The organism is Pseudomonas poae (genome assembly GCA_028869255.1).
GTDB lineage: Bacteria > Pseudomonadota > Gammaproteobacteria > Pseudomonadales > Pseudomonadaceae > Aquipseudomonas > Aquipseudomonas poae_C.
Window position 1 is genome coordinate 891,673 of record CP110972.1, and the last position, 17,205, is coordinate 908,877.

Below are 17,205 nucleotides of genomic sequence, written 5' to 3' on the forward strand. Positions count from 1 at the left end.
ACTTGCCTGCGATGGCGTCAGACCCGGCGCCGCTTATTTGGGCCCCATAATCTTCAGCAGCTTCTCCGGCGAAGGCGCGCCTTGCTGTTGCTGCAAGCCACCCTTGTCATCCAGATAGAAAATCGCCGGCGTCGCCGACAACTCCAGCTCATCCATCAGCTTCATATTGGCATCGAGTTTGGCCTCGATAGTGGCCGGTATCTTGTCCAGTGCTTGCAACTTGCTGGCTTTGCCGGCGGCTTCGTGTTCTTCCAGGGCTTTTTGCGGGTCTTTGGCGGCGAACAGCGCGGCCGATTTGCCGGGGCTGTCTTCGCGGATGATGCCGACCATGATGTGGCGCAACTGCACCTTGCCGGCCTTTACCCACGGGCGTGCCTGCTCCCAGAACATGTTGCAGTACGGGCAGTTGGGGTCGCTGAACAGGTAGACGATGCGCGGCGCGTTTTTATCGCCGTCCTGGATCCAGCTGCTCTTTTCCATCTTGGCCCAGACTTCCTTGGCCATCGGCGCGTACACCAGCTTTTCCAGCGGCGCGCTGCTCAGGTCATTGCCCTGGGCGTCGTACAGGTTGCCGGCGAGCACGCTTTTGCCGTCTGCGGTCAGGTACAGCGCCATGCCACGGTTCTGGTACTGCGCGGCGTAGCCGGTGAGGCCGCTGGGGGCGTCGAACTTGCCGAGGATCTTGGCGCCCTTGGCTTCGATCTGTTTGATCGGGGCCGGCCAGTCTTCGGCCTGGGCCAGGGTCGCCGTCGCGCTGAGTGACAAGAAGGTCAGCGGCAGCAGGGTCAGCAGGTGGCGGAGGCTTGGCATGTCGGTTTCCTTGCAGGGACGGTGTCGAAGGGTTCCATGGCGCGGGCCAGGCTGGCTTGGGACAGCTCGCCCAGATGGCTGTTGATCAGGCGCCCGTCGGCTTGGTAGAACAGCGTGGTCGGCAAGGCCATGGAGCCCACGGCCTGGCCGAGGCGGCCGCTGGCGTCGAACAGCACGTTGTCGAGGGTCAGGCCCTGGGTGGCGAGGAAGGTGCTAACGCTTTGCATGCTTTCGGCCTGGTTGACGAACAGGAAGGTCACATCGGGGCGTTGATGCTGCGCGCGTTCCAGCACCGGCATTTCGCGCCGGCAGGGTGGGCACCAGGTGGCCCAGAGGTTGATCACCAGCGGGCCGCCTTTGTAGTCGGCCAGTTGCACCACCTCGCCATTGGCATTTAGCAAGGTGATTTCCGGCAATTGCGAGCCCTTGTCGTACAGGCTCAGGGACAGGCTGGTCATGCCCCAGAACACCAGCCCGGTGATCACCCCGGCGCTCAGCGGTTTGCGCAGGGCAGGGCGGCGCCAGCCGTAGACCAGCGCGCCCAGCACCAGCGCGATCACGCCGGGCCAGGCGAGAAAACCGCCGTCGCGCAGGTCAACCATCTGCAGCGGGTCGTGGCTGTAGTCACTCCAGTACATCAACACAAAACTGACACGGGCGACCAACATCCCCAGCAGGAACAGGCTGAACAGCACTGACTCCGGGTTTTCACCGCCACGCTTGGCCACGCGCCAACCCACCAGGGTGGCGAGAATCAGCGCGCTGATCAGCAGGATGTGATTCAGGGCGATGGCGAAAGTGCCGATGGTCAGGGTCAGCATCAGAGGGCTTCTCGGGTCTGATTCCAGCGTTGCAGGAAGGTGTCGGCATCCACTTCGCCGGTGATGCGCTGGGCGCGGCGTTCTTCACCGTTGGGCCCGATCCAGATGAAGGTCGGCGGGCCGGGAATCTTGTAGCGTTCCAACAGCTCACGGCTGGCGGCAGTGTCCGCCGTCACATCAACCCTGAGCAGGCGCACGCCGTTAAGGGCCGCCATGACCTCGGGTTTGCCGAACACGTTCTTTTCCATGATTTTGCAGGAGCGGCACCAGTCGGCGTAGTAGTCGAGCAGCACCCATTGGCCCTGGGCCTTGGCTTCGTCGAGCTGGCCTTGCAGGGCGCTGGGCGTGTTGACGGTGGTAAAGGCCTCGTGAGCGTTCGGTGCGGCAGCGATTCGAGCGCCGCTGTAGACTTTCAGCGGTTGCAACACGTCATCACTGCCGCCTGCGGCGCCGATCACCAGCGCGCCACCCCAGAGGCCCAGCAGCAGGGAGCAGGCGCCTACCAGCATGGCGGCGCGCCCGGTGTCGCGGGCAACGCGCCAGCCGCAGTAGCCGATCAGTATTGCCAGCGCGCCCCACGCGCCCACCCATACCGCATCGCCGAGCAGTGGCTGAATCAGCACCAGCGCCGTACCCAGGAACAGGAAGCCGAAGATGCCCTTGAGCAGGTTCATCCAGGTGCCGGACTTGGGCAGCACACTGTTGCCCACGGTCACCAGCAGCAGCAGCGGCACACCAATGCCGATGCCCAGGGTGAACAGCGCCAGGCCACCGAACAGCACATTACCGGTCTGGGCGATGTACAGCAGCAGGCCGGCGAGCGGTGCGGTCATGCATGGGCCCACCAACAGCCCGGACAGTGCACCCAATATCCCGGCGCCCAGCAGGCTGCCGCCGCTTTGCTGGCGGCTGAGGTTGTCGAGGCGGTCACGCAGGAACGCCGGCAGTTGCAGCTCGAAGAACCCGAACATCGGCAATGACAACACCACAAACAGCGCGGCGAATGAGCCAAGGATCCAGGGTTGTTGCAGCCACGCCTGCAAGTTGCCCCCCAGCAAGGCGGCGGCAACGCCTAGCGCTGCGTACACCAGCGCCATGCTCACCACGTAGCTGCCGGCGAGCGCAAAGCCGCGACGAGGGCTTGCGCCGCTGCCGACGACCAGGCCGGCAAGAATCGGCAACATAGGCAATGAGCAGGGGAGGAAGGCCAGCAGCAGGCCCAGGCCAAAGATGGCCAGCAGGCTCCAGAACAGGTTGCTTTCGCCGAGGAATTTCGCCAGTTGCTGGTCGTCAGCAGTACCGGTGTCGGCAGTGGCCGGGGCCACGGAAGGCCCGCCCAGGTCTACGGTGATCGATTGCGGTGGGTAGCACAGGCCGGCATCGGCGCAGCCCTGCCAGCCCAGCTTGACCTGGCCGGTGGTGCCGGCGGGAATCTTCACTTCCAGGCCCTGGCGATACACCTCCTGTTCACCGAAAAACTCATCGCTGTGCGGCTCGCCTTGCGGCAGCACCGGCTTTTCGGCCAGGCCATCGAACTTCATGCGTTGTTTGTACAGGTAATAACCGTCGGCAATCTGCCAATACAGCTGGGTTTCGCCGGAAGCCAGGCGTTCGGAGGTAAAGACGAAGACTTTCTCTGCCGAGGGAAACTTGGATTGGGTCTCGAAAGGATTGTTACCAGACGCTGCCTGGGCGAATCCCGCGAACATTACCAGTAAAAAGGTAAACAGATGCCGCATGGTCAAGCCTTTGTTCGATGCAAGTAGGCACACAATGTGTGGCGTTGATTAACCGATGATTAACCAGGCGCTATTCTAAAGTGAAGGGCGTGGCTGAGCGCGCCTCTTTTCACGGCATAATCTGCGCTTAATCCGCGCCGCCTTTAATTCCCGCATCTTTCATGAAGGGTTCTCCATGCACGTACTGGTCTGTGAAGACGACGAACTGATCGCCAGCGGCATCGTGGCCGGTCTCGGCGCCCAGGGCTTTACCGTCGAGCGCGTGGCCACGGCCGCTGCCGCACGGGCGATGCTCAAGGCGGCCACGTTCGACATCATGGTGCTCGACCTCGGCCTGCCCGATGAAGACGGTCTCAAGTTGTTGCAACAGCAGCGCAGCCAGGGCCTGGAAATTCCGGTGCTGATCCTGACTGCGCGCGATTCTGTGACCAACCGTGTCGATGGCCTGCAAGCCGGTGCCGATGACTACCTGCTCAAGCCTTTCGACCTGCGTGAACTCGCCGCCCGCCTGCAAACCCTGCTGCGACGGGTGGCGGGGCGCAGCGTCAACCTGATCGAACACGGCCGCCTGGCCTACGACCCGAGCAGCCGCGAGACCTTCCTCGGTGGTGAGCCGGTGGACCTCTCGCGGCGTGAACAGGCGCTGTTGCAAGCCCTGCTGCATAACAAGGGCCGCGTGTTGTCCAGCGAGCAGCTCAAGGACAGCGTCTATGGCTTCAGCGATGAACTCGAGAGCAACGCCCTCAACGTGCACATCCACCACCTGCGGCGCAAATTGGGTAATGGCATCGTTGAAACCGTACGTGGCCTCGGCTACCGCCTGGGCACGGCGGATGGCGGCCCGGCGGGTGAGGGAGAGAAGGTTTCGTGAAAAGCCTGCGCCTGCGCCTGACGTTCAAGCTGGGCGCCGCGTTTGTGTTGATCTGGGTGCTGGCGGCGGCCTGGATGCTCAACGACCTGCGCAACCAGATGATGTTCTCGCTCGACCAGCGGCTGGTGGCGTCCGCACGCATGGTGGCGGGGCTGACCGAGCAGATGCCGGGCCTGGCCAGCGTGAGCGGCGGCACGCAATTGCGCACCGACCAACTGAATGTACCGGGTGGCATGGCCTGCCAGGTCAGCTCGTTGCGCGGGGAAATTCTTGCGCGCAGCCACACCACCCCGGATGAAGGCCTGGAGTCGCGCAAGAGCGGCTTTCGCGACCAGGTCATCGATGGTGTGGGTTGGCGCAGTTTCACCCTGTCCCGTGGCGACCTGCTGATCACCACCGCCGACCGCCAGGTGGAGCGCGAGGCACTGAACCTGTCGATCCTGCTGGCGGCTTCGGTGCCGGTGGGCGTGGCGCTGCTTGGCTGTCTCTGGCTGTTGTGGCTGGGCATCGGTCAGAGCCTGCTGCCACTCAACCGTATGCGTGACGCGCTGATGCGCCGCAGTGCCGACTCCCTCGAACCGCTGCAGATTCACCCGTTGCCCAGCGAACTCAAGCCGCTGCTCGACACCCAGAACCAATTATTGCAGCGCATCGCCAAGACCATCGAGCGCGAACGGCGCCTCACCGGCGATGCCGCCCACGAACTGCGCAGCCCGCTGACGGCGATCAAGACCCACCTGCAAGTGGCGCGCATGACCGAAGGCGCGGCACGTGACCAGTCCCTGGCGCATGCCGAGGAGGGCGCCGACCGCCTGCACCGCACCCTTGAGCAATTGCTGCTGTTGGCGCGGGTGGAGGGCAGCCTGTCGTTCGACGACGGCCTGCAATCGAGCGCCGAGCAAGTTGCACGGTTGGCGGTCCAGGACGCCAACGCCGGCGATAATCGGCGTATTGACCTGATCCTGGCGGATAACCTCAGTGAAACCCCGGTGGAGATGCCGGTGGCCCTGGCGGTCGCGGCCCTGCGCAACCTGCTGGATAACGCCCTGCGCCACACCCCGGGCGATACCCGCGTGGAGCTGAGTGTGTTTACCGCCGCCGATAATGTGGTGTTCCGCGTACGTGACCACGGCAAGCAGATTGCTGCCGAAGACCTGCAATACCTGACCCAACGCTTCTGGCGCAACGGCAGCAGCGAGGGCTGCGGCCTGGGCCTGGCGATCGTGCAGGCGATTGTCCAGCGCTGCTCCTGCTCATTAAAGTTCGACAGCCAGGCGGATGGCCTGCGTGTTGACCTGGGCATGCCACTGCGTCACTGATCCTTTTTCATGCGCGAACAAATAGTTACCGCCCTCTTGAAGTTCAACCCTTCAGGATGGCGGTAATTTTTTGCGCTTGATCGGGCCGAAAGATTCGGCCTGTACTGAAAAGGACAGTTCTTATGTTGGTCATTGATACCAGTTTCCCTGCCAGGGGCTTCAACGAACGTAACGGCGAGCCCGTGCGGCAAGTGGTCCTGCATTACACGGCGGTGCCTTTCGCGTCCTCCTTGCGGACCCTGACGCAGGATGGGGTCAGCGCTCACTATCTGCTGCCTGACCCCGATGAGCCCGGCTATCGCGCCGCCGGCTATGACGAATTGCGTGTGTTTCGCCTGGTTGGCGAGGACAAGCGCGCCTGGCATGCCGGGGTCAGCCACTGGGGCGGGCGCGATAATCTCAACAGTCGGGCGATCGGTATCGAGATCGTTAACCAGGCGCGGGATGATGACGGCGTGTTTACCTTCCCTGCGTATGGCCAGGAGCAGGTGGATGTGTTGATTGCGTTGGTGCTCGACATCCTTGGGCGGTACCCGCAGATTGGGCCGGCCGACATTTTGGGGCATTCGGATGTGGCGTACTGGCGCAAGAGTGATCCGGGGCCGCGGTTGCCCTGGCGCGAATTGTTCGAGGCTGGGGTGGGGGCGTGGTTTGATGAGCCGACGCGGGCGATGTATCAGCGGCGGTTTTGTATGGGGTTGCCGCCGGAGGTGGAGGTGGAGCGGGCGTTTCAGCGGTATGGGTATAAGCCGGCGCAGAATCGTCGGGCGTTTGAGCTGAGGACCAGGGCGTTTCAGATGCACTTTCGGGCGCGGGATTATTCTGGGGGGTTGGATGCTGAGACGTGTGCGGTTTTGTATGCGTTGAATGAGAGGTATCGGGGGATTTGATGTGTGTACATATCCGTTGTTGGGGTAACGGCGGGTATTGGTTCCGCTTTTACAGCGGGTCACTTTTGGAAGAGCGCCAAAAGTAACCAAAAACGCTTTGCCCCATCACTCGGCACCTCGCCTCCGGCTCGGTGTGCCCTCACTCCGGCTTGAATCCGTGGGCCGCCGCGATGGGCCATCCATGGCCCAGCGCGGCTAACCCGGCGTCCTGCCGGGTTGCCCACGGATTCAAGCCTGCGTTCGGCCATCGTGATTGACGGGGCGCCTCAGATCAAAAGCCTAGATCAAAAGATCGCTGACTTCGTCAGCGGTAATGATGTAAGGGCCACGGCAAAAACAAAGCAAAGCAAGGCGGCCTGACAGCCGACCTGAGCATTGAAGCCGTACTCGGTTCAAATGTGGGAGCTGGCTTGCCTGCGAAAGCATCAACTCGGTGTGCCTGATGTACCGAGTTGTTAGCATCGCAGGCAAGCCAGCTCCCACAGAAAAGCCAATCCACTGACATCCCGCTCTTGATCTACACCACTCAGGTCGGCTACTAGGCCGCCGTGCTCTGCTTTTGATTTTGATCTAGGCGCCCCATTAACCACGCTGGCCGCACGCAGGCTTGAATCCGTGGGTAACCCGGCAGGACGCCGGGTTAGCCGCGCTGGGCCAAGGATGGCCCATCGCGGCGGCCCACGGATTCAAGTCTGCGTGCGGGCACACCGAGCCGGAGGCGAGGTGCCGAGTGGTGGGGCAAGAGCCTTTTGGTTACTTTTGGGCTCTTTCCAAAAGTGACCCGCCGTAAGGGCGGAACCAATACCCGCCGTTACCCAAATAACCGATACGCACTCAGATCAAAAACGACCAAAGCCCTAAATCCCCCCACGCTGGTGCGTCTCCAGAACAGGAAATCCGTGCGCATGCCCTTGGGCCAGACGCCAACGGATCGGCAGTTTGGTCACCCCCACCAGCGTATTGAGGGATCGAGAGATGTCAGTCGCTACCAGCCGTATCGAAGATGCCCCGGTGCACGCCAGCCCGGCACCCGCGGAAACGCTCTACCAGTTCGACGAGACCCCGCTACTCGCCCGCCAGCGTCAGCAGGAGTCCAACGCCCGCAGTTACCCGCGACGTATCCCCCTGGCGCTCAAGCGCGCCAAGGGTATTTATGTCGAAGATGTCGAAGGCCGCCGTTTCATCGACTGCCTGGCCGGCGCCGGCACATTGGCGCTGGGGCACAACCACCCGGTGGTAATCGACGCCATCCGGCAAGTCCTGAGTGACGAATTACCCCTGCATACCCTGGACCTGACCACGCCAGTCAAGGACCAATTCGTACAGGACCTGTTCGGCCTGCTGCCGACAGAACTGGCGCGCGAGGCGAAAATTCAATTCTGCGGACCCACCGGCACCGATGCGGTGGAAGCGGCGTTGAAGCTGGTGCGCACCGCCACCGGGCGCAGCACTGTGCTGTCGTTCCAGGGCGGTTATCACGGCATGAGTCAGGGCGCGTTGAGCCTGATGGGCAGCCTGGGCCCAAAGAAACCTTTGGGCGCCTTGCTCGGCAATGGCGTGCAGTTTTTGCCCTACCCCTACGACTACCGCTGCCCGTTCGGCCTGGGCGGCGCGGAGGGTGTGCGGGTCAATCTGCATTACCTGGAAAACCTGCTCAATGACCCGGAAGCCGGGGTGTTGTTGCCGGCTGCGGTGATTGTCGAGGTGGTGCAGGGCGAGGGCGGGGTGATCCCGGCCGATCTCGACTGGCTGCGCGGCCTGCGGCGCATTACCGAGCAGGCCGGTGTGGCGCTGATCGTGGATGAGATCCAGAGCGGGTTCGGCCGCACTGGCAAGATGTTTGCCTTCGAGCACGCGGGCATCATCCCGGACGTGGTGGTGATGTCCAAGGCCATCGGCGGCAGCCTGCCGCTGGCGGTGGTGGTGTATCGCGACTGGCTCGACACCTGGTTGCCGGGCGCGCATGCCGGGACTTTCCGTGGCAATCAAATGGCCATGGCGGCGGGCTCGGCGGTGATGCGCTACCTCAAGGAACATGACCTGGCCGGCCACGCAACGGCCATGGGCGAGCGCCTGGGCGAACACTTGCGCATCCTGCAGCGCGAGTTCCCGCACCTGGGGGATATTCGTGGGCGTGGGCTGATGCTCGGCGTGGAGCTGGTAGACCCGGATGGCACGCCTGACATTCAAGGCCACCCACCGGTACATCGCCAGTTGGCGCCGTTGGTGCAGCGTGAGTGCCTCAAGCGCGGCCTGATCCTGGAGTTGGGCGGCCGGCATGGCAGCGTGGTGCGCTTCCTGCCGCCGCTGGTGATCACCGCCGTGGAAGTCGACCGGGTGGCCGAGATCTTCGGACGCGCCCTGGCGGCAGCGGTCGCCAGCCTCTAATTTTCTGGCGCCTTGGTACGTTTCTACAGATATCAGCGCTGCGCGTGGTGCGCAGCCAGCCTTTGAGCGACGGAGAACAGCAATGACCTCAGTATTTGACCGCGACGACATCCTGTTTCAGGTAGTGGTCAACCACGAAGAACAGTATTCCATCTGGCCTGACTACAAGGCCGTCCCGGAGGGCTGGCGCACTGTGGGCAAGAGCGGCATGAAAAAAGAGTGCCTGGCCTACATCGAAGAAGTCTGGACCGATATGCGCCCGTTGAGCCTGCGCCAGAAGATGGACGGCGCAGCGCTGGCCTGACCCAACCTCAGCAGCAAGCGGGCTTTCTGTGGCAAGCGGGACTATGTGGCAAACGGGCTTGTGTGGCGAGCGGGCTTGCCCGCGTTGGGCTGCGAAGCAGCCCTAAAGCCCGCCGCTAAGTTGTAATTGATACACCGCATGCGTATTGATTAGGGCCGCTTCGCAGCCCAACGCGGGCAAGCCCGCTCGCCACACAAGCCCGTTTGCCAGAATTATTCAGTCTCTTTTGCCAACACGCCCGAAGCCCCCGTCACCACCTGCACACTCAAGCGCGGTGTGGCCAAGTCCAGACCGGCTTCGTCCAGGTGCCGTTTCAGCGACAAGTTGAACGCCCGCGACACTTCCCACTGTTTGATCGGCGCCGTCTTGAACCGTGCACGCAGAATCGCGCTGCCGGACTCGAAGCTTTCCACACCCTGAATCTCCAGCGGCGACCAGATATTGCGGCGTTGCAGCGGGTCGTTGCGCATTTTCTGGCCGACATCGCGCATCAGCTTGATCGCATCGTCGATTTCCATGTTGTAGGGGATCGCCACCCGGAAGATCGCGTAGCCGAACTCCCGCGAGTAGTTCTTGATGCTCTTGATCTCACTGAACGGGATGGTGTGCACGATGCCGTCGATATCGCGCAGGCGCACGGTACGGATGGTCAGGCCCTCCACCGTGCCGAGGTGGCCGCCGACATCCACGTAGTCATCGATGGCCAGCGAGTCTTCGATAATGATGAACAGGCCGGTGATCAAATCCGCCACCAGCGACTGCGCACCAAAGCCGATCGCCAGGCCGATTACACCGGCACCGGCCAGCAGCGGCGTGACGTTCATGCCCATGTTCGCCAGTGCGACGATGGCGGCGATGATAAAGATCGTCACGAACAGCACGTTGCGGATCAGCGGCATCATGGTCTGCGCACGGGCGTTGGCCAGGCCCTTGCGCGAGCGAGTCAGGGCGTGGTGGATCGCGGTGTCGCTGAGGATCCAGATCAGCCAGGCAAACAGTAGGGTGCCGGCCAGGCCGAACAGTTTGACGCTGACCTCATGGCCGTCGCCTTCGGTAAAACGAATCAGCGACAGGCCCCAAACCCGCAGGCCCAATTCGATAAACACCAGCCATACCGCCAGGTGAGCCAGGGTGTAGACGAAGCTTTTCAGGCGCTCGGAATACAGCGCATGGCGCTTGTGCCCGCGTTGCGGCTTGAGCGCGTGGCGGCGCACCAGGCCGTTGATCACCATGCACAACACCAGCAGCACGGTGCACAGCAGCGACTGGCGCAAGGCGGTGCTGGTATCGCCGGCGGAAACGAACGTGGCAAACAGCGAGATACCCACCAGCAGCAGGGCCGGGATGTACCAGAACGAGCCGATGATTTCGATGGTATCGCTGAGGGCACGGCGCGTGAGGCGACGCGACAGCGGCTGGTTGCGGATCAGGTGCGCAATCGGCCGCCGGAACCGCAGGATGAACACCCCGGTCGACAGCGCCGCCATGACATTGGCGACCGTCGCGGCGGTATGGGACAGGTGCTGGCCCAGGGCCTGGACCAATCGCGGGTCGCTCAAGGCTTCACCGAAGGCGGCAAAACTGCCGATCCACCACAGTGGGCGGAAGGCCTGGTGGCGCAGGATATACAGCGCACGATGGCGATGCGGGCCGTCGAGCACGGAAAAGGCAATTACGCAGATGGCCGAGAAACAAGTGCCGACTACCAGCGCGTAGGCCAATACCATCGCCAGGGATTTACCCAGGGACGAGGGCAGGGCGTAGCTCAGGTAAACCGTGATCACCAGGGCGATCAGCCACGGGCCGAGTTTGCGCAGGGCAAAGCGCACCATATCCCAGGTTCGCGGGTGTTGCGGCAGCTCTTCGGGCAGGCCGAAGCGTTCGCGTACGCGGTGGCTGAGCCAGATCAGCGCGGCGGCCAGCAGGCTCCACACCGCGAGGATCAAGGCAAAACCGAAAATGATCGGCAGCCATTCGCTGGCCGGCAGCATCAGCGCGCTGAGTTCATCCTTGGCCAGATCGACCTCATTGGACCAGCGCCCCAGCGGGCTGTCGGCGCCGGAAAACTGCTGCTCCAGGCCCGACAGCGTACTGCCGATTAGCCCCAGCACGCCTTGTTCGGCGGCCGGCTGGGCCTTCTGTGTGGCTTCACGAAGTTTTTTCAGGTCGCTCAGCAATTGGGTGCGTTGCTGGTCGTTTTCCAGGGTCTTGATCACCTCGTCCAGGGATTGACCGAGGGGCACGTCTGCCTGGGGCTGGGTTTTGTGGGTGCTGCCCAGCATGCCGGGCAGGCTCACGGCTTGGGCAGGCGAGAGCGGCAGCAGCGTGAGCAGGGCGATCAGGAGGTAGCAGGGCAGGGCAAACAGACGGGAAAGCACGAGGCGGTCAACCTTGAAAACGACGGGTTGAGCGAGTGTACGAGTGCAATCGTCATTCGGCCAGTTTGGCGAGGATCTTGTACACCACGGTGCCCAGGATCAGCAGCATGCCGAGCCACATGCCGAACACGCCAAGGGGCTTGTCGCGAAAGTTGAAACCGACCGCGAGCATGATCATGCCGATCAGGATGGGGATAAGCATGGCGTGAAAGGAGGACATGGAGATCATGGGGCGACGGCCTTGTCAGAGTGGGAATACTGACAAGTTTAGGTCGGATTGCAGAAAAGCGAGTTGATGTGAGTCAGATAGCTTTGTGTGCGCCTGAAATCGCTATCGCGGGCAAGCCCGCTCCCGCAGGAAAATGCATTCCACGTGTGGGAGCGGGTTTGCCCGCGATGGCCGCGCCTCGGTCTCAAGGCAGATCGTGACTGGCGTAGAACGCCCCCAAAACCTTCACCAGGTGTGCCAGGTCATGGCTGCCGCACAATTCACGAATGGAGTGCATGGCAAACGTCGGCAGGCCGATGTCCACGGTGCGCACGCCCAGGTGGCTGGCGGTGATCGGGCCGATGGTCGAGCCGCAGCCCATGTCGCTGCGCACCACGAAGCTCTGCACCGGCACTTCCTGGGCCATGCACAGGTGGCGGAAGAACCCGGCGGTTTCGCTGTTGGTGGCGTAGCGCTGGTTGCTGTTGACCTTGATCACCGGGCCGGCGTTGAGCTTGGGGCCATGGTTGGCGTCGTGCTTCTCGGCGTAGTTCGGGTGTACGCCGTGGGCGTTGTCCGCAGACACCAGCAGTGATTTCTGAATGGTGCGTACGAACTCATCACCTTCCGGCAACAGACGACGCAGGGTCTGTTCCAGCATCGGGCCATCGGCACCGCACGCTGAGCAGGAGCCGACTTCTTCGTGGTCGTTGCACACCAGCACGCAGGTTTCGTCGGTTTCGCTGGTGAGCAAGGCTTGCAGGCCGGCGTAGCAGGACAGCAGGTTGTCGAGGCGTGCGCCGGCAATGAAGTCGCCATTCAGGCCGATCACCGCAGCGCTTTGTGTGTCGTAGAAGCTCAGCTCGTAGTCGAGCACCACATCGGCGTTCAGGCCGTGTTCGCGGGCCAATTGTTCGGTGAGCACGGCGCGGAAGTCCACGCGCTCGTCACCGGCAAATTGCGCGAGGATGGGTGGCAGCTCGGTCTGGGCATTGATCGCCCAGCCCTGGTTGGCTTCACGGTTCAGGTGAATGGCCAGGTTGGGAATGATCGCGATGGGTAGCTTGAAGTCGATCAGTTGGCTCTCGACCTTGCCGTCGCGGCGGAAGGTCACGCGGCCGGCCAGCGACAGGTCGCGGTCGAACCACGGGGCCAGCAGCGCGCCGCCGTAGACTTCCACGCCCAACTGCCAGAAACCCTGGCGCTGTAGCTCCGGCTGGGGTTTGACCCGCAGGCACGGGCTGTCGGTGTGGGCGCCGACCAGGCGAATCCCGCCTTGCAGCGGCGAGTGGCGGCCGAGCTTGAAGGCGATGATTGAGGAATCGTTACGGGTCACGTAATAGCGACCGTTGGCCTCGGTGGCCCAGGTTTCGCGCTCGTCGAGACGCTGGTAACCGGCCGCTTCGAGGCGCTGCGCCAGGGCGGCAGTGGCATGAAAAGGAGTAGGGGAGGCCTTGAGGAAGTCGATCAGGCCTTGATTCAACGCTTCGCGCATAAATAGCTCCAGACAGCAATGCGCGGAGTTTACCGTTCGATGGCAAGAAGTGCACAGAACAAATGTGGGAGCGGGCTTGCTCGCGAAGGCGGTGTGTCAGTTACTGAATATGCTGACTGATCCACCGCCTTCGCGAGCAAGCCCGCTCCCACATTTTGATCATATTGCCAATTTTAGAACGGCGCAGGGCACTCAAAGCGCAAACGCTCGCCGCTCTGCGGGTGCGTAAAGCTCAACATGCTCGCGTGCAGGCACAGGCGTGGCCAGGCCGCCAGAGCCTGTTCGTGGGCGTACAGGCCATCACCGAGCAACGGGTGGCCGATCGACAGCATATGCACCCGCAGTTGGTGCGAGCGCCCGGTGATCGGCGTCAACTCGACGCGGCACCAGTCGCCGCAACGCTCCAGGACTTTCCAGAAGGTCAGCGCGTGCTTGCCGAATTCGTGGTCGACCACGTGGCGTGGCTTGGTCGGCGGGTCGTAGCGCAGGGGCAGGTCGATGCTGCCGCTGTCCAGTTCCGGCTGGCCCCAGGCCAATGCGGTGTAGGCTTTTTCGGTTTCGCGGTCGTGAAACTGGCGGGACAGCTCGCGGTGGGTGTCGGCATCACGGGCCAGCAGGATGATCCCCGAGGTTTCCCAGTCCAGGCGATGGACGATGCGGGCTTCGGGGTAGCCGTTTTCCTGCAGGCGGGTGATCAGGCAGTCCTTGTTGTCGTCGGCGCGCCCAGGCACCGAAAGCAGCAGGGTCGGTTTGTTCACCACCAGGACAGCGTCGTCCTGATGCAGGATATGAATATTGGACAGCGGCATCAAACAGCCTCGTAACAAACGCCAACGGCGGCTCGCCCACCCGGTTCCCCAACAGGGACCAGGGTGAACGAGCCGCCGTGGCAGCCGCCTTTTCGATTAACGATCAGGCAGGGTGATATTGAGTTCCAGAATCGAGCAGCTGCCGTCATTTTCCAGGGCGACATGCACGTCATCGTTGCCGATATTGACGTACTTGCGGATCACCTCGACCAGTTCCTTCTGCAAGGCTGGCAGGTAGTCCGGGGTGCTGCGTTGGCCGCGTTCGTGCGCCACGATGATCTGTAGACGCTCTTTCGCTACCGACGCGGTACTTGGCTTTTTGTTGGCGCGAAAGAAGTCGAGAAATTTCATTGTTTAGTTGCCTCCAAAGATACGCTCGAAGAATCCCTTCTTCTTAACATCGAGGAAGCGATGTTCCACGGTCTTGCCCAGCAAGCGATCAACTGCATCGCTGTACGCCTGGCCGGCGTCGCTCTGGTCGTCAAGAATCACTGGAACACCCTGGTTGGAAGCCTTGAGGACCGCCTGGGATTCTGGAATCACGCCCAGCAGGGTCACTGCGAGGATGTCCTTCACGTCTTCAACGCCGAGCATTTCGCCGTTGCTGACGCGCTCAGGGTTGTAACGGGTGAGCAGCAGGTGCTCCTTGATCGGGTCCTGGCCTTCTTCGGCGCGCTTGGACTTGCTGGCCAGCAGGCCGAGCATGCGGTCCGAGTCACGTACCGAGGAGACTTCCGGGTTGGTCACCACGATCGCTTCATCGGCGAAGTACATCGCCAGGTGAGCACCGGTTTCGATACCGGCCGGGGAGTCGCATACCACGTATTCGAAGGTTTCTTTCAGCTCGGCAAGGACTTTGCCCACGCCTTCTTTGGTCAGCGCGTCTTTGTCACGGGTCTGGCTGGCGGCCAGTACGTACAGGTTCTCAAGGCGCTTGTCCTTGATCAGGGCCTGTTGCAGGTTGGCTTCGCCATTGACCACGTTGACGAAGTCATACACCACGCGGCGTTCGCAGCCCATGATCAGGTCGAGGTTACGCAAACCGACGTCGAAGTCGACGATGACTGTTTTGTGGCCGCGCAGAGCGAGACCGGTACCGATAGCGGCGCTGGTGGTGGTCTTACCCACACCACCCTTGCCGGATGTAACCACGAGAATCTTGGCCAAGGTGTTTCACCCCTAAGGAAAAAGGACTTTTCAGTCCCTGAAAAACATCTCTTGAAACTCGCTGCAGGCGGACAGCCCTTGTAGGGAAAAGATGTGGTTTGCGCGAGGCAAACGCCAACTTCCAATTATTCCTACGTAAGTCTTGCCGGTTTCGCTTTGCTATCAGAGTCTAGAGATGCTTGGAAAATGCGGCAGTATCCGTTAAAGACGGATGATGTTCAACACATCGCCCGACAGGCTGACCTGCACCCCGGCCCCCCACAGCGGATCACGGCGCAAATCTTCTGAAACCTTGTACTGGCCTGCGATGGACACTAGTTCAGCGGTCAACTGCTGGCAAAAAATTCGAGCCTTGGTATCGCCCTTGATGCCGGCGAGGGCACGTCCGCGCATCGGGCCGTATACATGGATGTTGCCATCGGCGAGAAGTTCCGCGCCGGGGCTGACCGAGGAGATGACTACCAGGTCGCCACCCTGGGCGTAAATTTGCTGCCCGCCGCGTACGGGAGAGGTGATGATCTTTGTAGGCTTGATCGTCGGCTCAGGCGGTTTTTCCGGTTTTTTCTTCACTTCGCCGACCAAAGGTTCCAGCGGACGCTCACGCGCACCCGACGGCGGCAATACTGGCAGTTCAATGGCGATGGCGGCGGCAATGTCTTCGATACGGCTGGCACGAATCGCCAGGGTGCGCAGCCCATGGGAGCGGCACACGCGCATCAGGCCAGGCAGGTCAATCGCACCTTGGCCGGCCGGCAGTTTGTCCAGGGCCAGCACCAGCGGGGCGTTGTTGAAGAAGTTCGGCGCCAGGGCGACCTTGGCGGCGAGCTGGCGGTCCAGGGCGTCGAGGTCGTTGCGGGCGAGTTCCAGCACGGTGATGGCGAGCATGCTGCCTTTCAGCTGGAACACGGGATCTTGGTCTAGCGGTTCGGTTTGGCTCATGGTCGGCAAAAGCGGCTTGTCACGAAAAGTGTCGAGACTTATAACGAGAACACTCACTGGCCGCAAGCCGAGTCGAACCGTTGTAGAATGCGCGGCCCTGTCTTTACCGGAATCTGTAATGGATCGCCCGCGTTTTCGAGCTGTATTTTTTCACCCGCGTTTTTGGCTGTTATGGCTGGGACTCGGCCTGCTGTGGCTGGTCACCCAGTTGCCGTACCGTGCGCTGCTGACCATTGGTCGCCTGCTGGGTGCGGGCATGTACCGAGTGGCCGGCGAACGTCGGCGCATCGCCGCACGCAACCTGGAACTGTGCTTCCCGGAAAAATCCGCCAAGGAGCGTAAGCGCCTGCTCAAGGAAAACTTCGCCTCCACCGGCATCGCCTTCTTTGAAATGGCCATGAGCTGGTGGTGGTCGCGCCAGCGCCTGGCACGCCTGGCCCATGTCGAGGGCCTTGAGCACCTCAAGCAGGCCCAGCTCGATGGCAAGGGCGTGATCCTGATGGCCCTGCATTTCACCACCCTGGAAATCGGCGCGGCTCTGCTGGGGCAGAAGCACACCATTGATGGCATGTACCGCGAGCACGGCAACCCGTTGTTCGATTACATCCAGCGCCGTGGCCGCGAGCGCCATAACCTCGATTCCCTGGCCGTCGAGCGCGAGGACGTGCGTGGCATGCTCAAGCTGCTGCGCGCCGGCCGTGCCATCTGGTACGCACCGGACCAGGACTACGGCGCCAAGCAAAGCATCTTCGTGCCGCTGTTTGGCATCCAGGCCGCTACGGTGCCCGCCACCAGCAAGTTCGCCAAGCTGGGCAAGGCGCTGGTGGTGCCGTTCACCCAGCAGCGCCTGGCGGACGGCAGCGGTTACCGCCTGGTGATCCACCCGCCATTGACCGACTTCCCCGGCGAAAGCGATGAGGCCGACTGCCTGCGCATCAACCAGTGGGTCGAAGCCTCGGTGCGCGAATGCCCCGAGCAATACTTATGGACCCATCGCCGCTTCAAGAGCCGGCCACCGGGCGAACCCAAGCTGTACGACAAACGCCGTTGATCTGAAGTCTCTATTT

Annotated in this window: 16 protein-coding genes; 6 read left to right on the forward strand and 10 right to left on the reverse strand. The window is 62.2% G+C overall.

From position 1 onward, the window contains the following. Positions 1-33 precede the first annotated feature (33 nt). Genes dsbG through dsbD form a run of 3 tightly spaced genes read right to left on the reverse strand, consistent with a single transcriptional unit; the run spans position 34 to position 3,370 of the window. Positions 34-810 carry a thiol:disulfide interchange protein DsbG gene (dsbG, locus tag LRS56_04150; GenBank protein WDU63735.1) on the reverse strand — a complete coding sequence of 259 codons (777 nt, stop codon included), beginning with the start codon at positions 808-810 and terminating at the stop codon, positions 34-36. Beyond that, on the reverse strand, positions 786-1,631 hold the full coding sequence (locus LRS56_04155; GenBank protein WDU63736.1) for a TlpA disulfide reductase family protein: 846 nt from the start codon (positions 1,629-1,631) through the stop codon (positions 786-788). Before LRS56_04155 ends, dsbG begins: the two co-directional genes overlap by 25 nt. Then, entirely contained in the window at positions 1,631-3,370 is a 1,740-nt protein-coding gene (gene dsbD / locus LRS56_04160; GenBank protein WDU63737.1) for a protein-disulfide reductase DsbD, read from the reverse strand. The genes LRS56_04155 and dsbD overlap by 1 nt, the downstream gene beginning before the upstream one ends. A gap of 175 nt (positions 3,371-3,545) precedes the next feature. Between dsbD and LRS56_04165 the strand changes: the two genes are divergently transcribed. The 5 genes from LRS56_04165 (at position 3,546) to LRS56_04185 (ending at position 9,142) form a co-directional block, all read left to right on the forward strand. Further along, entirely contained in the window at positions 3,546-4,241 is a 696-nt protein-coding gene (locus LRS56_04165; protein ID WDU63738.1) for a response regulator, read from the forward strand. Further along, entirely contained in the window at positions 4,238-5,560 is a 1,323-nt protein-coding gene (locus LRS56_04170) for an ATP-binding protein (protein ID WDU63739.1), read from the forward strand. Before LRS56_04165 ends, LRS56_04170 begins: the two co-directional genes overlap by 4 nt. A gap of 122 nt (positions 5,561-5,682) precedes the next feature. After that, positions 5,683-6,450 (forward strand): N-acetylmuramoyl-L-alanine amidase, encoded by a 768-nt coding sequence (locus LRS56_04175; protein ID WDU63740.1) that lies wholly within the window; start codon positions 5,683-5,685, stop codon positions 6,448-6,450. A gap of 975 nt (positions 6,451-7,425) precedes the next feature. Beyond that, positions 7,426-8,838, forward strand: coding sequence for an aspartate aminotransferase family protein (locus LRS56_04180; protein ID WDU63741.1), 1,413 nt, complete (start codon positions 7,426-7,428; stop codon positions 8,836-8,838). 82 nt (positions 8,839-8,920) lie between these two features. Next, positions 8,921-9,142, forward strand: coding sequence for an MbtH family protein (locus tag LRS56_04185; protein ID WDU63742.1), 222 nt, complete (start codon positions 8,921-8,923; stop codon positions 9,140-9,142). A 212-nt stretch (positions 9,143-9,354) separates the two neighbouring features. Here LRS56_04185 and LRS56_04190 read toward each other — a convergent pair whose 3' ends face one another. The 7 genes from LRS56_04190 to minC form a co-directional block, all read right to left on the reverse strand. Further along, complete coding sequence (locus LRS56_04190) at positions 9,355-11,520, reverse strand: mechanosensitive ion channel family protein (protein ID WDU63743.1); 2,166 nt, start codon at positions 11,518-11,520, stop codon at positions 9,355-9,357. A gap of 52 nt (positions 11,521-11,572) precedes the next feature. Then, positions 11,573-11,740, reverse strand: coding sequence for a hypothetical protein (locus tag LRS56_04195; GenBank protein WDU65842.1), 168 nt, complete (start codon positions 11,738-11,740; stop codon positions 11,573-11,575). 193 nt (positions 11,741-11,933) lie between these two features. Further along, entirely contained in the window at positions 11,934-13,223 is a 1,290-nt protein-coding gene (locus LRS56_04200) for a M18 family aminopeptidase (GenBank protein ID WDU63744.1), read from the reverse strand. A gap of 173 nt (positions 13,224-13,396) precedes the next feature. Then, positions 13,397-14,032 carry an RluA family pseudouridine synthase gene (locus LRS56_04205; protein ID WDU63745.1) on the reverse strand — a complete coding sequence of 212 codons (636 nt, stop codon included), beginning with the start codon at positions 14,030-14,032 and terminating at the stop codon, positions 13,397-13,399. A 96-nt stretch (positions 14,033-14,128) separates the two neighbouring features. Further along, positions 14,129-14,383 (reverse strand): cell division topological specificity factor MinE, encoded by a 255-nt coding sequence (minE, locus tag LRS56_04210; protein ID WDU63746.1) that lies wholly within the window; start codon positions 14,381-14,383, stop codon positions 14,129-14,131. A 3-nt stretch (positions 14,384-14,386) separates the two neighbouring features. Continuing rightward, positions 14,387-15,199, reverse strand: coding sequence for a septum site-determining protein MinD (gene minD / locus LRS56_04215; GenBank protein WDU63747.1), 813 nt, complete (start codon positions 15,197-15,199; stop codon positions 14,387-14,389). Positions 15,200-15,400: 201 nt separating this feature from the next. Beyond that, complete coding sequence (gene minC / locus LRS56_04220; GenBank protein WDU63748.1) at positions 15,401-16,138, reverse strand: septum site-determining protein MinC; 738 nt, start codon at positions 16,136-16,138, stop codon at positions 15,401-15,403. A 118-nt stretch (positions 16,139-16,256) separates the two neighbouring features. Between minC and LRS56_04225 the strand changes: the two genes are divergently transcribed. Next, entirely contained in the window at positions 16,257-17,189 is a 933-nt protein-coding gene (locus tag LRS56_04225) for a lipid A biosynthesis lauroyl acyltransferase (GenBank protein WDU63749.1), read from the forward strand. The last annotated feature ends 16 nt before the right edge of the window (positions 17,190-17,205 follow it).